This window comes from Lelliottia sp. JS-SCA-14 (assembly GCF_035593345.1).
Taxonomy (GTDB): domain Bacteria; phylum Pseudomonadota; class Gammaproteobacteria; order Enterobacterales; family Enterobacteriaceae; genus Enterobacter; species Enterobacter wanjuensis.
Map to the genome: position 1 here is coordinate 2,997,500 of NZ_CP141606.1, position 12,805 is coordinate 3,010,304.

Annotated in this window: 17 protein-coding genes; 13 read left to right on the forward strand and 4 right to left on the reverse strand. The window is 55.8% G+C overall.

The window, feature by feature from the left end:
* The first annotated feature begins 11 nt into the window (after nucleotides 1–11).
* The 10 genes from fliJ to rcsA all read left to right on the forward strand — a co-directional run bounded on the left by fliJ (nucleotide 12) and on the right by rcsA (nucleotide 6,775).
* On the forward strand, nucleotides 12–455 hold the full coding sequence (gene fliJ, locus U9O48_RS14075) for a flagellar export protein FliJ (RefSeq protein WP_282495398.1): 444 nt from the start codon (nucleotides 12–14) through the stop codon (nucleotides 453–455).
* The gene (gene fliK, locus U9O48_RS14080) at nucleotides 452–1,678 is read left to right on the forward strand and encodes a flagellar hook length control protein FliK (protein ID WP_324722680.1); all 1,227 of its coding nucleotides are present in this window, start codon (nucleotides 452–454) and stop codon (nucleotides 1,676–1,678) included. Before fliJ ends, fliK begins: the two co-directional genes overlap by 4 nt.
* Before the next feature lie 105 nt (nucleotides 1,679–1,783).
* Nucleotides 1,784–2,251, forward strand: coding sequence for a flagellar basal body-associated protein FliL (fliL, locus tag U9O48_RS14085; protein WP_282495396.1), 468 nt, complete (start codon nucleotides 1,784–1,786; stop codon nucleotides 2,249–2,251).
* 4 nt (nucleotides 2,252–2,255) lie between these two features.
* Nucleotides 2,256–3,260, forward strand: a complete 1,005-nt coding sequence (fliM, locus tag U9O48_RS14090) for a flagellar motor switch protein FliM (RefSeq protein WP_282495395.1) — start codon at nucleotides 2,256–2,258, stop codon at nucleotides 3,258–3,260.
* Nucleotides 3,257–3,670 carry a flagellar motor switch protein FliN gene (gene fliN, locus U9O48_RS14095; protein ID WP_282495394.1) on the forward strand — a complete coding sequence of 138 codons (414 nt, stop codon included), beginning with the start codon at nucleotides 3,257–3,259 and terminating at the stop codon, nucleotides 3,668–3,670. Before fliM ends, fliN begins: the two co-directional genes overlap by 4 nt.
* Nucleotides 3,671–3,672: 2 nt before the next feature.
* The gene (gene fliO / locus U9O48_RS14100) at nucleotides 3,673–4,047 is read left to right on the forward strand and encodes a flagellar biosynthetic protein FliO (protein ID WP_285144178.1); all 375 of its coding nucleotides are present in this window, start codon (nucleotides 3,673–3,675) and stop codon (nucleotides 4,045–4,047) included.
* The gene (gene fliP, locus U9O48_RS14105) at nucleotides 4,047–4,784 is read left to right on the forward strand and encodes a flagellar type III secretion system pore protein FliP (protein ID WP_282495392.1); all 738 of its coding nucleotides are present in this window, start codon (nucleotides 4,047–4,049) and stop codon (nucleotides 4,782–4,784) included. The genes fliO and fliP overlap by 1 nt, the downstream gene beginning before the upstream one ends.
* 10 nt (nucleotides 4,785–4,794) lie before the next feature.
* Nucleotides 4,795–5,064, forward strand: coding sequence for a flagellar biosynthesis protein FliQ (gene fliQ / locus U9O48_RS14110; protein ID WP_282495391.1), 270 nt, complete (start codon nucleotides 4,795–4,797; stop codon nucleotides 5,062–5,064).
* 8 nt (nucleotides 5,065–5,072) lie between these two features.
* Nucleotides 5,073–5,867, forward strand: a complete 795-nt coding sequence (fliR, locus tag U9O48_RS14115; protein WP_282495390.1) for a flagellar biosynthetic protein FliR — start codon at nucleotides 5,073–5,075, stop codon at nucleotides 5,865–5,867.
* A gap of 284 nt (nucleotides 5,868–6,151) precedes the next feature.
* Complete coding sequence (rcsA, locus tag U9O48_RS14120) at nucleotides 6,152–6,775, forward strand: transcriptional regulator RcsA (protein WP_282495389.1); 624 nt, start codon at nucleotides 6,152–6,154, stop codon at nucleotides 6,773–6,775.
* 92 nt (nucleotides 6,776–6,867) lie between these two features.
* Here rcsA and dsrB read toward each other — a convergent pair whose 3' ends face one another.
* Nucleotides 6,868–7,062 carry a protein DsrB gene (dsrB, locus tag U9O48_RS14125; protein WP_181826524.1) on the reverse strand — a complete coding sequence of 65 codons (195 nt, stop codon included), beginning with the start codon at nucleotides 7,060–7,062 and terminating at the stop codon, nucleotides 6,868–6,870.
* A gap of 128 nt (nucleotides 7,063–7,190) precedes the next feature.
* On the opposite strand from dsrB, the gene yodD reads away from it, so the two are divergent.
* Both yodD and U9O48_RS14135 read left to right on the forward strand, forming a co-directional pair.
* Nucleotides 7,191–7,418, forward strand: coding sequence for a YodD family peroxide/acid resistance protein (gene yodD / locus U9O48_RS14130; RefSeq protein WP_282495388.1), 228 nt, complete (start codon nucleotides 7,191–7,193; stop codon nucleotides 7,416–7,418).
* 292 nt (nucleotides 7,419–7,710) lie between these two features.
* Nucleotides 7,711–8,538 carry a mannosyl-3-phosphoglycerate phosphatase-related protein gene (locus tag U9O48_RS14135; protein WP_282495387.1) on the forward strand — a complete coding sequence of 276 codons (828 nt, stop codon included), beginning with the start codon at nucleotides 7,711–7,713 and terminating at the stop codon, nucleotides 8,536–8,538.
* On the opposite strand, the gene dgcQ is transcribed toward U9O48_RS14135, so the two are convergent.
* The 3 genes from dgcQ to U9O48_RS14150 form a co-directional block, all read right to left on the reverse strand.
* On the reverse strand, nucleotides 8,505–10,196 hold the full coding sequence (gene dgcQ / locus U9O48_RS14140; RefSeq protein ID WP_324722681.1) for a cellulose biosynthesis regulator diguanylate cyclase DgcQ: 1,692 nt from the start codon (nucleotides 10,194–10,196) through the stop codon (nucleotides 8,505–8,507). The two genes, U9O48_RS14135 and dgcQ, sit on opposite strands and share 34 nt — an antisense overlap.
* 128 nt (nucleotides 10,197–10,324) lie before the next feature.
* Nucleotides 10,325–10,507, reverse strand: coding sequence for a YodC family protein (locus U9O48_RS14145; RefSeq protein WP_282495385.1), 183 nt, complete (start codon nucleotides 10,505–10,507; stop codon nucleotides 10,325–10,327).
* A gap of 78 nt (nucleotides 10,508–10,585) precedes the next feature.
* Nucleotides 10,586–11,497, reverse strand: a complete 912-nt coding sequence (locus U9O48_RS14150; protein WP_285149415.1) for a DUF808 domain-containing protein — start codon at nucleotides 11,495–11,497, stop codon at nucleotides 10,586–10,588.
* 177 nt (nucleotides 11,498–11,674) lie between these two features.
* On the opposite strand from U9O48_RS14150, the gene yedA reads away from it, so the two are divergent.
* Nucleotides 11,675–12,589: a drug/metabolite exporter YedA gene (gene yedA, locus U9O48_RS14155; protein ID WP_285149414.1), complete on the forward strand. Its 915-nt coding sequence runs from the start codon at nucleotides 11,675–11,677 to the stop codon at nucleotides 12,587–12,589.
* Nucleotides 12,590–12,805 lie beyond the last annotated feature (216 nt).

The following is a 12,805-nucleotide window of genomic DNA, read 5'->3' on the forward strand; positions in this document are numbered from 1 at the left end:
GGGCGAAGATCATGGCGCAACATGGCGCATTAGCGACGCTAAAAGATCTGGCTGAAAAAGAAGTTGATGATGCCGCACTGCAGCTTGGCGCAATGCGACGCGGATATCAGCAGGCTGAAGAACAGTTGACGATGTTAATCGACTATCAGCACGAATATCGCACCAACCTCAATACCGATATGTCACAGGGCATTGGCAGCCAGCGCTGGATTAACTATCAGCAGTTTATTCAGACGCTGGAAAAGGCGATCGAACAGCATCGCCAGCAGCTGACCCAGTGGGACCAGAAAGTCGATAAGGCACTCAATTTCTGGCGAGAAAAGAAGCAGCGACTTCAGGCCTGGACTACGCTTCAGGATCGACAGACCGCCGCGACCCTGCTTGCCGAAAACCGCCTCGATCAGAAGAAAATGGATGAGTTTGCCCAGCGCGCATCAATGAGGAAAACGGAATGATCACACTGCAACAACTGCTGATGACCGACCCTGACCTGTCCGGCGGCACGCAGACGGGTAAAGGCGCCGAGGGCGCACAAGATTTTCTCTCCCTGCTGGCGGGTGCCTTAACGGACACCGCAGGCCAGGGCCAGGGCAAAGACGCCCCGCTGACGCTGGCGTCCCTGAAAGCCGCCACCAGCAAGCTGTCGAAAGAGGCGATCCTGAAGGACGGCGATAGCACCCTTCAGACCAAACTCGCCTCTCTGCTGGCGCGTCAGGATCAGATCGCCGCCGACGGTGCCGCAAAAACGGCACCGCTGGAAGGTCTGGTGGCGGGCATGCTGCCTGCCACCCACGGCGATGCGCTGAAAGCCCTGACCGGCCAGGCGCAAAAAGAAGAAGAGACTAAAACCGACCTGAACGATGAAGAGCTCGCCGGGCTGAGCGCCCTGATGGCGATGCTGCCGCACCAGCAGACGGCGACGGCGGCCATCGCGCCATCAACCACGGCAGGTGAGATCGCAACACAGCCTGCGGGCGTCGCCTCCTCTTCATCACGCAATGCGATGTTGAATGCCGATGTTGCCATCAACAGCAAAGTGCAGGCCAATACCGGGGATGCCGAACGCACTACTTTGTCGGCCAGCGTCCAGCCGTTAACGCCAGTGGCGGAAGCGGTCGCCGCGAAGCATGAAGCGATCAGCGCCGCCTCTTCGACGACATCGAGCGCAACCTTGTCCCCGATTCTGGCGAACAGTATTAGCGCACCGCCCCCTGCCGTTGCGGCACCCGCAGCGGTGATCAGCCAGCCGCTGGGGACGCACGAGTGGCAGCAGGCGATCAGCCAGCACGTCACTTTGTATACCAAACAGGGCCAGCAGAGCGCGGAACTGCATTTACACCCGGAAGAACTGGGACAAGTGCAAATTTCGCTTAAACTTGATGATAACCAGGCCCAGCTGCAGATGGTTTCCGCCCACGGCAGCGTACGTGCTGCGCTGGAAGCGGCGCTGCCGATGCTGCGCACCTCGCTTGCCGAGAACGGCATTCAGCTGGCGCAAAGCACCATCAGCAGTGAAAGCTTCGCAGGCCAACAGCAGCAGTCCTCTCAGCAGCAACAGCAGGCCTCGCGTTCCGGCCAGCAGGGTGGATTTAACGACGAAAGTGAAGAACTGCTGGCAACGCCTGCGGCACTGCAGTCCGCCGCGCGTGGCAACAGCGCCGTAGACATCTTTGCCTAAACGCCAGAGGTAGCGTGATTATCTCCGTCTTTTCCACGCTTTGACCAAAGCAGGACGCGGGATAATCACTGTATTAGCTGTACCGAAACAGGAAGCTCGTATCAGATGACTGACTCCGCTATCACCAAAAAAAGCAAGCGCTCCATTTGGGTGCCGCTGCTGGTGTTAATTACACTCGCCGCATGTGCGACCGCTGGCTATAGTTACTGGCGTTCACAACAAGCGCCGTCAGCCGCTGCCCATGCAGAACCCCCGCCGCCTCCGGCACCGGTCTTTTTCGCACTGGATACCTTCACCGTTAACCTCGGTGATGCGGATCGTGTGCTGTATGTCGGCATTACCCTGCGCCTGAAAGATGACGCAACTCGCACCCGTCTGAGCGAATACCTGCCAGAAGTGCGTAGCCGCCTGTTACTGCTTTTCTCTCGTCAGGACGCCTCCGGGCTTGCCACCGATGACGGGAAGCAAAAGCTGGTCGAGGCCATCAAACAAACGCTGGCAGCGCCACTGGTAGCAGGTCAACCTAAGCAGGAAGTCACTGACGTTCTGTACACAGCTTTCATCCTGCGGTAGAGACATGGGCGATAGTATTCTTTCTCAAGCGGAAATCGATGCGCTGCTCAACGGCGACAGCGAGAAGAGCGATGATCCCGTACCGGGACAGGGTGGCGAATCTGATATTCGCCCCTATGACCCGAATACCCAGCGTCGCGTGGTGCGCGAGCGCCTGCAGGCGCTGGAGATCATCAACGAACGTTTTGCACGTCAGTTCCGTATGGGGCTGTTTAACCTGCTGCGTCGTAGCCCGGACATTACCGTCGGGGCAATCCGCATTCAGCCTTATCATGAGTTTGCCCGCAACCTGCCGGTGCCGACTAACCTTAACCTGATCCACCTGAAACCGCTGCGTGGCACCGGGCTGTTCGTGTTTTCTCCGAGCCTGGTCTTTATCGCCGTGGATAACCTGTTTGGCGGTGACGGTCGCTTCCCGACGAAAGTCGAAGGACGCGAATTTACTCATACTGAACAGCGTGTGATCAACCGCATGCTGAAGCTGGCACTGGAATCTTACAGCGACGCGTGGAAAGCGATTAACCCGCTGGAAGTGGAGTACGTGCGTTCGGAGATGCAGGTGAAATTCACCAACATCACCACCTCGCCAAACGACATCGTCGTCAATACCCCGTTCCACGTGGAAATCGGCAACCTGACCGGCGAGTTTAATATCTGCCTGCCGTTCAGCATGATTGAGCCGCTGCGCGAAGTGCTGGTGAACCCACCGCTGGAAAACTCACGCCATGAGGATCAGAACTGGCGCGAGAATCTGGTGCGTCAGGTGCAGCATTCACAGCTTGAACTGGTGGCGAGTTTTGCGGATATCCCGCTGCGTTTGTCCCAGATCCTGAAATTACAACCCGGCGATGTGCTGCCGATAGAAAAACCGGACCGCATTATTGCCCATGTGGATGGCGTCCCGGTATTGACCAGCCAGTACGGCACCGTTAACGGTCAATACGCGCTACGCGTTGAGCACTTGATCAATCCGATATTGAATTCGCTGAATGAGGAACAGCCCAAATGAGTGACATGAACAATCCGTCCGATGAAAACAGCGGAGCACTGGACGATCTGTGGGCTGATGCGTTAAACGAGCAACAGGCAACCCCGAGCAAAAGCGCGGCGGAAGCGGTGTTTCAGCAGTTAGGCGGCGGTGACGTCAGCGGTACGCTGCAGGATATCGACCTGATTATGGATATCCCGGTAAAACTGACCGTTGAGCTGGGTCGTACCCGGATGACCATCAAAGAGCTGCTGCGCCTGACGCAGGGTTCCGTGGTGGCCCTTGAAGGTCTGGCCGGTGAGCCGCTGGATATCCTGATCAACGGCTATCTGATTGCCCAGGGTGAAGTGGTGGTCGTGGCCGATAAATACGGCGTGCGTATTACCGACATCATTACCCCGTCTGAACGTATGCGTCGTCTGAGCCGCTAAGTATGAAAACCCAGGCAACAGTATCTCAACCCTCTGCGGTGCCCGGCTCGCCGCTGCTCCAGGTGAGCGGTGCGCTGTTCGGTATTATTGCCTTTATTCTGATTGCCGCGTGGCTGGTCAAACGTTTTGGCCTGGCGGGTAAAACCGCCCTCACGCGCGGTCTGAAAGTGAGCGCCAGTACGTCGCTCGGCCCGCGGGAACGCGTGGTGATTGTTGAAGTAGAAGATGCGCGCCTGGTGTTGGGCGTGACTGCAACGCAAATTAATGTGCTGCATAAACTGCCTCCTGCGCCGGAAACCGCGCCAGAGAGTGCAGAGAGTTCAGCGGATTTTCAGTCCGTTATGAAGAGTTTGCTTAAGCGTTCCGGGAGATCCTGATGCGCCGTGTGTTATCCCTTACGCTGGCAGGCCTCTGCCTGTTTGCTCCTGCCGTGCATGCCCAGTTACCCGGTCTGATTTCAACCCCGATGGCGGGCGGCGGCCAGAGCTGGTCTCTGCCGGTTCAGACGCTGGTGTTTATCACCGCCCTGACCTTTATTCCGGCGGTGTTGCTGATGATGACCAGCTTCACCCGCATCATCATCGTCTTTGGTTTGCTGCGAAATGCGCTCGGTACGCCGTCTGCGCCGCCGAACCAGGTGATGCTTGGCTTAGCCCTGTTTCTGACCTTCTTTATTATGTCGCCGGTGATCGACAAGATTTACGCCGACGCCTATCAGCCGTTCAGTGAAGACAAAATCTCGATGCAGGTGGCGCTCGAAAAAGGCGCTCAGCCGCTGCGTGAATTTATGCTGCGTCAGACCCGTGAAGCGGATCTCGCCCTGTTTGCCCGTCTGGCGAATGCCGGCCCGATGCAAGGCCCGGAAGCGGTGCCGATGCGCATTCTGCTGCCTGCGTACGTGACCAGCGAGCTGAAAACCGCGTTCCAGATTGGTTTCACCATTTTTATTCCGTTCCTGATTATCGACCTGGTGATCGCCAGCGTCCTGATGGCGCTCGGGATGATGATGGTGCCCCCCGCCTCCATTGCCCTGCCCTTTAAGATCATGCTCTTTGTGCTGGTCGACGGCTGGCAACTGCTGGTCGGGTCGCTGGCGCAGAGTTTCTACAGTTGAGGCGCGCCCAATGACTCCTGAATCGGTCATGATGATGGGCACGGAGGCGATGAAAATCGCCATCTCCGTCGCCTCTCCTCTTCTGCTGGTGGCTCTGATCACCGGTCTTGTTATCAGTATTTTGCAGGCGGCGACGCAGATTAACGAAATGACCCTGTCGTTCATTCCGAAAATCATCGCTGTGTTTGTCACCATTATCGTTGCCGGGCCGTGGATGCTGAACCTGTTGCTGGACTACATGCGCAACCTGTTTACCAACCTGCCCTACATCATCGGCTGACGGGCTGAATGCTACATTTCACCAGCGATCAGTTCATGGGCTGGCTCGGCCTCTACTTCTGGCCGCTGCTGCGCATCATGGCGCTGATCATGAGCGCGCCCATCTTCAGTGAAAAATCGATCCCCAAACGCGTGAAAATCGGTCTGGGGATGGCGATTACTTTTGTGGTTGCCCCGACGCTCCCGCCCGTTGACGTGCCGATTTTCTCTCCCCAGGCGGTCTGGATGGCGCTGCAGCAGATCCTGATCGGCGTGGCGATTGGCTTTACCATGCAGCTGGCGTTTGCGGCGGTGCGTACCGCCGGTGAACTTATCGGCCTGCAGATGGGGCTCTCTTTCGCCACCTTCATCGATCCGGCGAGCCACCTCAACATGCCGGTGCTGGCGCGTATCATCGATATGCTGGCGATGCTGCTGTTCCTGAGCTTCAACGGTCACCTGTGGCTGATCTCAATGCTGGTGGATACTTTCCACACGCTGCCGATTGGCGGTAACCCGGTCAACAGCAACGCCTTCCTCGCGCTGGTGCGCGCCGCCGGGCTGATTTTCCTCAATGGTCTGATGTTGGCCCTGCCGGTCATCACCCTGCTCCTCACGGTGAACCTGGCGCTGGGACTCCTGAACCGTATGGCGCCGCAGCTGTCGGTATTTGTCATCGGCTTCCCGGTCACCCTGACCGTCGGCCTGATATTGATGGCCCTGTTAATGCCTCTGATCGCCCCCTTCTGCGAACATTTATTTGGCGAATTGTTTACTTTATTGACGGATATTGTTCACGAGCTACCCAGAAATATTAATCCCTGATGTTTATATTGTCTCTGTGAGGATATTCCTAAAATAAAACATGAAAAACATCTACCAGGATATATCTGGTGCGGTTTATTTGTTTTTATGCCCCTCACAATACTCAACATTTACTTTACTTTAAGATGATTCCTGGCAAATTATACGTAACTTTACGGGATAGTGAGTCCGCCTGAAAGTCTTTGTTTTGCTCACAGGTTAATAACCGTTTCCATCCCGTATGGCTGTTTATGAGCTCTCAGGCAGATGGTGAATTATCGTTACGCATTGAGTGAGGGTATGCCATGTCAACGATCATTATGGATTTATGCAGTTACACCCGGCTAGGGCTAACCGGGTACCTGGCAAGCAGAGGGGTTAAAAAGCGAGACATCAACGATGTGCATGATGTTGGTGAACTTGAAGCCGCTTGTGATACTTACAAGCCCGGCGTGGTGTTTATTAATGAGGACTGTTTCATTCACGATCCAGCCAACAGTCAGCACATCAAGCAGATCATTAATCAACATCCTAAAACCCTGTTTATTGTTTTTATGGCGATCGCAAATATCCATTTCGATGAATATCTGTTAGTCCGTAAAAACCTATTAATCAGTTCTAAATCAATTAAGCCCGAGTCGCTGGATGACATTTTGGGTGATTATTTGAATAAAGAGACAAAGAGTGTAGCGGAGTTTAACATACCCACGCTATCATTAAGCCGCACTGAATCAAGTATGCTGCGAATGTGGATGGCCGGACAGGGCACAATTCAAATTTCCGACCAGATGAACATCAAAGCAAAAACGGTTTCGTCACATAAGGGTAATATTAAAAGGAAAATAAAAACGCATAATAAACAGGTCATCTATCATGTTGTTCGTCTGACGGATAATGTGACCAACGGTATTTTTGTCAATATGCGCTAATTCTTAAACTCTTCACACAATATCAATCTCTGGCCTGGCCAGAGATTTTTCGTTTTAACGGCCGGGTAAGTTCGCCCTCACCCGACGCGCCATTATTCAGATTCCGCTTTTTCCACAAAGATCCCGTCAGAATGGCCAATCTCGTTAAAGAACCAGATGCCGAGCGGGTAATCTTCCAGCGACACCAGATACATGATGCCTTCGTTAAACTGTTCCACTGCCAGTACTACGCCTGGGCGGCGCGGTCCGCCGTCCGTCTTGACGGTGACCCGATCGTTGACCTTCATAAAATCCTCCTGTGGTTTTGAGCCAGTGTAGAACAAAACGCAGCAACTGGCAGCGGGTGCACGCGTGAGTGACGCTTTTGTGGGCAGTCTATACTTAACCCTGAAGACGGCGAAATGAGGTACGAGGAATGAAGACCGCGAAAGAGTACAGCGACACCGCGAAACGCGAAGTCAGCGTCGATGTCGATGCCCTGCTGGCCGCGATTAATGAAATCAGCGAAGGCGAAGTGCGCCGCTCGGAGGAAGACCCCACGCGCGTGAGCATCGACGGGCGTGACTATCACACCTACCGCGAGCTGGCCGAGGCGTTTGAGCTGGATATTCATGATTTCAGCATCAGCGAAGTGAACCGTTGAGGCGAAAAAAATCCCGGTCATGGGGATGACCGGGATGAAACTTGCTTATGCAAGAAGCACTTGTAAATTCGTTACACCAGGAAATCTGATGTGGGATTTACCTTATCCCCAATAAAATTGCATGACAAGGATATATTCCTGTCGAAAATGATTTCCATCACAACCTTCAGTTTTAGTTATGAATCGCGGCCCTTGCCGCATGCGGGTCAGCGGGATCGGTTCCGAAAACGGGAGAGCTTATGCTTACCCGGTTTTAGGATTAATCTCAGGCACACAGGCTTCAGGAGACGCTATGTCCTTACTTAAGGAGACACTGCTGATATTTACCGATCTGGACGGTACGCTGCTGGATATCCACACCTACGACTGGCGGCCTGCCGCGCCCTGGCTGGATAAACTGCAGGACCATCAGATCCCGGTCATTTTATGCAGCAGTAAAACGGCGGCGGAGACCCTCGAAATCCAGCAGGATCTGGGGCTGGAAGGGTTGCCCTTTATTGCCGAAAACGGGGCGGTGATCCAGCTGGATGTGCGCTGGGACGATCACCCCAACGCCCCGCGGCTGATCAACGGCACGCCGCACAGTGAAATTCGCAGCCTCATCGATCCCATTCGCGAACGCAGCGGGTATAAATTCACCACTTTTGATGACGTCGACGAACGGGTGATCGGCGAATGGACCGGGCTGAACCGCGAGCGTTCGGCGCTGGCCCGTCTGCACGAAGCCTCAATCACCCTCATCTGGCGCGACAGCGACGAGCGGATGACGCAGTTTGAATCTGAGCTGGAGCAGCTCGGGTTGAAGTTCGTGCAGGGCGCGCGCTTCTGGCACATTCTGGATGCGCGGGGCGGGAAGGATCAGGCGGTTAACTGGCTGATTGATGAGTACCGCAAACGCGAGGGTTTTGTGCCGACGACGATCGGGCTGGGCGACGGCCCCAACGACGCCCCCCTGCTCGATAACGTCGATTACGCCGTGGTGGTGAAAGGCATTAACCGCCACGGCATTCAGCTCCAGGAAGATATACCTGAGCGGGTCTATCACACCACCCAACCGGGACCGGAAGGCTGGCGTGAAGGACTCGATCACTTCTTATCGGCGTCGCGCCACACCACCTGATTTCTCCCCTGCTGTTTCGCCAGGTACAGGCGCGCATCGGCAATGGACTGCAGCTGCTCGAAGTCGGAATTCTCGTTCTCCTCCGTGCTGCTCACGCCCAGCGAGGCGCTGATCCGCGTGGTGGTGCTTTTCCTCACCAGAATCTCTTTGCGGTTGATACAGGCGCGAATGCGCTCCGCCACTTCGGCGGCCTGCCGGGTGGTCGCTCCCGGCAGCACCACGCAGAACTCTTCGCCGCCGACGCGCCCGGCGACATCGCTGCTGCGCAGAGCGCTGGCGATCAGCCCGGCGGTGTGACACAGCACTTTGTCTCCGGCCTGGTGGCCGAAGCGGTCGTTAATGCTTTTGAAATGGTCCAGATCGAGCTGAATCACCGAGAAAGGAATGTTCTGCTCGCGGCACTCTTGCGCCAGGGTTTTGGCCCGATCAAACAGGGCGCCACGGTTGTTGAGCCGCGTCAGCGGGTCGTGCCACGCCTGCCACTGGAGAGAGTTTTGCATGCTGGACATGTTGCTGACCATCCGGCGGATCACCAGCCAGGAGATCAGCAGCATCGCCGTAAAGAGCGCCCACAGCAGCGCCAGCGCGATACTGATACTGCCGAAATCCCCGTTTACCCCTTCCTGCAAGGTATGCACACGCAGCACTACGCCGTCAAAATGGTCGAGTCGCTCCCAGCTGATATAGCGCGAGTTCAGGCGAAGGCCGCCCTGGGTATCGCTTTCGATGGCATGGGCAATCTGCGCCCGCTCGAGTTCGTCAAACTGATTGACCAGCCCGTCTGGCGGCTCGGAAGTGGTGATCAGATTCAGGCGGCTGTCATACAGCTGATACTCTCCGTCCGTGCGGCGATCGACGGCTTCCGTCAGCAACTGCTTCATGGTCGGGAGGGTGAAATCCATCGCCAGCACGCCGTACCAGTAGTGATCCTGATAGACCGGCAGGCTGGCGGTGATCACCCTCTCCTCGCGGTCGTCGGACAGGGGCGCCATAAACCAGCGCACGCCGCGCGAGCGGTTTTGCCGCTCGTTCTGCTGGGTAAACCACGGGCGCGTCACCAGGTCGTAGTAACGGGAGACAATCGTGTAATCAAGAGGCGAAGGATCGGTTGAGAGAAAAAATCCGGCGCGCGAGACATAAGAGACACGCCTCTCCTTGCCGGTGGTCGAGGTGGCAAGACGCAGCAGATAACCCACCTCCAGCGCGGCAGAGAGCTCGTTGCCGATGCGCTGACCGTCGCGCGCCAGCAGCGTGGTGCGCTCCACCGTCGCGTCTGAGACGCCGCTTATCGGCAGCGTGCGCTGCTGATCGACATCCAGCTGCCAGAATGGCTGATTGCGCAGACGGTTAAATTTGGTGACGGCATCCTGCAGCACGCGAAAGCCGAGCGGCGTTTGCAGCGCATCGCCCATGCTGTGGCGAAAAAAGAGCAGTTTATCGATGCTGAACTGGAGCTGCCGGTCGAGAGAGCTGGCCACATTTTTCAGGTGATTTTGCTGGCTGGAGATGTAGGCATCTTCCAGCACTACCACTTCGCGCCAGGTGAGGATCGTTGAAAAGATAAGGACAATCACAAAACAGAGATTAACGATTTTCCCGGGCTGGTGACGTAACCGTTCAAGAAAATGCGTTTTGGCTTTATAGACATCGCGCTGCACAGACACTCCCTGCTGAAAACTTGCATCACCCGCACAAAAGCCACGCCCGGCGGTTCCGATATCTTAAGACAAGCACCGCGCTTGAGGATAGTCAACAAAAACGCCCGGACATGCCGGGCGTTGCGTGATTAAGCCGTTTCTCGCCGTTGTCGTCCGTCACCGGGCAGAAGCTCGTCTTCACGAAACGCTTCCCGCTTGATGCCGTACCCGTCGTACCACCGGCACTCCACCATACCGCTGGAATAGCCGGTGACAATCATCGATGGACCACCGTTTTTCGGCTTAACTTCATCACTGACCACAAAGACCATATCCGCCTCCAGTATCAGGGTGAAACTGTTTCAATCTAGACGAGGAATGGCGTTTTTGCGTAGTCGCCGATGAGGCAATTAGTGCGAAACTCCACGCACTTTTTCGATGCCCTTTACCGCCGCAATGACGATGGCCCCGATGATAAAGCCAATCACCAGGTTAGCGACCATCGGCAGAACCGCCGCGACAATGGCGCCGAATTCCGCGCTGAAATGTTCAATGGCGTGATGCAGAACCGGGATGCCGTGTACCACGATCCCACCGCCGACCAGGAACATCGCCAGGGTGCCGATAATCGAGAGGGATTTCATCAGCCACGGGGCCAGGACCAGCAGACCTTTGCCGACCGCCTGCGCCAGGGCGTTGGATTTTTTCTCCAGCCAGTAGCCCATGTCGTCAAGCTTCACGATCACGCCCACCAGGCCATACACGCCGACGGTGACCAGAATCGCGATCCCCGAGAGCACCAGCACCTGGTTGAGCAGCGGTGATTCCGACACGATCCCAAGCGTAATCGCCACGATTTCCGCCGAGAGGATAAAGTCCGTGCGGATCGCCCCTTTCACCTTATCGCGCTCGAAGGCCATCGGATCTTTGGCGGCCAGCGCTTCTAAGCGTTGCTGCCGCGCCTGCGGGGTCTCTTCGTCCTTGTGCGAGCCGAAGGAGTGCAGCACTTTTTCAACGCCTTCGTAGCAGAGGAACGCGCCGCCAATCATCAGCAGCGGGGTGATCGCCCACGGGATAAAGGCGCTGATCAGCAGCGCCAGCGGCACCAGGATCACTTTGTTGATAAAGGACCCTTTCGCCACGCTCCACACCACCGGCAGCTCGCGGTTGGCGCGAACGCCCGTCACCTGCTGCGCGTTGAGCGACAAGTCATCTCCCAGCACACCGGCCGTCTTCTTGGCGGCTAGTTTTCCCATCACCGAAATGTCATCCAGCAAGGTGGCAATATCGTCGAGCAATGTTAATAAGCTACTTCCTGCCAAAATCTGATCCTTCTTATTTTGATAATTAAGTGAATAGTATGGAGCAAAAAGCGAAACCCTGAAACAGGCACCGCAAGTCAACAAATAATTCACACCATTGGCACAATTAAAGGACTCGCCAGCCCGATAGTTTTCACGTTTACTATGAGCGACCTTTTTAAATCGCTGTGAGGGATTATGCGTTTCCGGCAATTATTACCCCTTATTGGAGCGCTATTTTCGCTCTACATCATCTGGGGTTCGACCTACTTTGTGATTCGTATCGGCGTGGAGAGTTGGCCACCGCTGATGATGGCGGGCGTGCGTTTCTTCTCTGCCGGTGTACTGCTTTTAGCGTTTCTGCTGATGCGCGGGCATAAACTCCCGCCGCTGCGCCCGATGATGAACGCGGCGCTGATCGGCCTGCTGCTGTTGGCCGTCGGTAACGGCGGCGTGACGGTGGCGGAGCATCAGAACGTGCCGTCCGGTATTGCGGCGGTGGTGGTCGCCACTGTGCCGCTGTTTACCCTCTGCTTTAGCCGACTGTTCGGCATCCGCACCCGCAAGCTGGAGTGGATGGGGATCGGCATTGGTCTGGCGGGGATTATTCTACTTAACAGCGGCGGCAACCTGAGCGGTAATCCGTGGGGCGCGGTGCTGATCCTGATTGGCTCCATGAGCTGGGCCTTTGGCTCGGTGTTGGGTTCAAGAGTGGAGTTACCCTCCGGGATGATGGCTGGTGCCATTGAGATGCTGGCGGCGGGCATTGTATTGCTCATCGTCTCGATCCTCACCGGTGAAAAACTCACGACGATGCCGACGCTCTCCGGTTTCCTGGCTGTCGGTTATCTGGCAATTTTTGGCTCGATTATCGCTATCAACTCGTACATGTTCCTGATCCGCAACGTCAGCCCTGCCGTTGCCACCAGCTACGCCTACGTTAACCCGGTGGTGGCCGTGTTGCTGGGCACCACCTTTGCGGGCGAGGTTTTATCGTCGGTTGAATGGTTGGCGCTGGGAGTGATTATTATGGCGGTGGTGCTGGTGACGCTCGGGAAGTATCTGTTCCCGGCAAAACCGGTGGTTACGGCGTGTGAGGTGGAGAAGCGGTAAACGGGTATATTTTTGGTTTTTCTCCAGCCCTTTCCAGGGGCTGGAGAATAGTCCTTTCACTTCAGATTTTCTTCTCTGTCTCTCTGCTTTGAGTGTGTTTCCGGCTCGTCTCATGAAAAACCTGAGCCATAAAATGATATCGACACGCTTCCATATTGAGATGACACATATCCAGATTCCTTTATGTAACAAAGTATTTTTTATTGTGGAATGCCG

Bases quoted from the DNA above. Each gene is read 5' to 3' on its own strand.
- fliP (WP_282495392.1), top strand. From the start codon at position 4,047: ATGCGCCGTGTGTTATCCCTTACGCTGGCAGGCCTCTGCCTGTTTGCT.
- fliQ (WP_282495391.1), top strand. From the start codon at position 4,795: ATGACTCCTGAATCGGTCATGATGATGGGCACGGAGGCGATGAAAATC.
- fliO (WP_285144178.1), top strand. From the start codon at position 3,673: ATGAAAACCCAGGCAACAGTATCTCAACCCTCTGCGGTGCCCGGCTCG.
- fliK (WP_324722680.1), top strand. From the start codon at position 452: ATGATCACACTGCAACAACTGCTGATGACCGACCCTGACCTGTCCGGC.
- U9O48_RS14135 (WP_282495387.1), top strand. From the start codon at position 7,711: ATGTCCTTACTTAAGGAGACACTGCTGATATTTACCGATCTGGACGGT.
- yedA (WP_285149414.1), top strand. From the start codon at position 11,675: ATGCGTTTCCGGCAATTATTACCCCTTATTGGAGCGCTATTTTCGCTC.
- U9O48_RS14145 (WP_282495385.1), bottom strand. From the start codon at position 10,507: ATGGTCTTTGTGGTCAGTGATGAAGTTAAGCCGAAAAACGGTGGTCCA.
- yodD (WP_282495388.1), top strand. From the start codon at position 7,191: ATGAAGACCGCGAAAGAGTACAGCGACACCGCGAAACGCGAAGTCAGC.
- rcsA (WP_282495389.1), top strand. From the start codon at position 6,152: ATGTCAACGATCATTATGGATTTATGCAGTTACACCCGGCTAGGGCTA.
- fliJ (WP_282495398.1), top strand. From the start codon at position 12: ATGGCGCAACATGGCGCATTAGCGACGCTAAAAGATCTGGCTGAAAAA.
- fliM (WP_282495395.1), top strand. From the start codon at position 2,256: ATGGGCGATAGTATTCTTTCTCAAGCGGAAATCGATGCGCTGCTCAAC.
- fliR (WP_282495390.1), top strand. From the start codon at position 5,073: ATGCTACATTTCACCAGCGATCAGTTCATGGGCTGGCTCGGCCTCTAC.
- fliN (WP_282495394.1), top strand. From the start codon at position 3,257: ATGAGTGACATGAACAATCCGTCCGATGAAAACAGCGGAGCACTGGAC.
- fliL (WP_282495396.1), top strand. From the start codon at position 1,784: ATGACTGACTCCGCTATCACCAAAAAAAGCAAGCGCTCCATTTGGGTG.
- dsrB (WP_181826524.1), bottom strand. From the start codon at position 7,062: ATGAAGGTCAACGATCGGGTCACCGTCAAGACGGACGGCGGACCGCGC.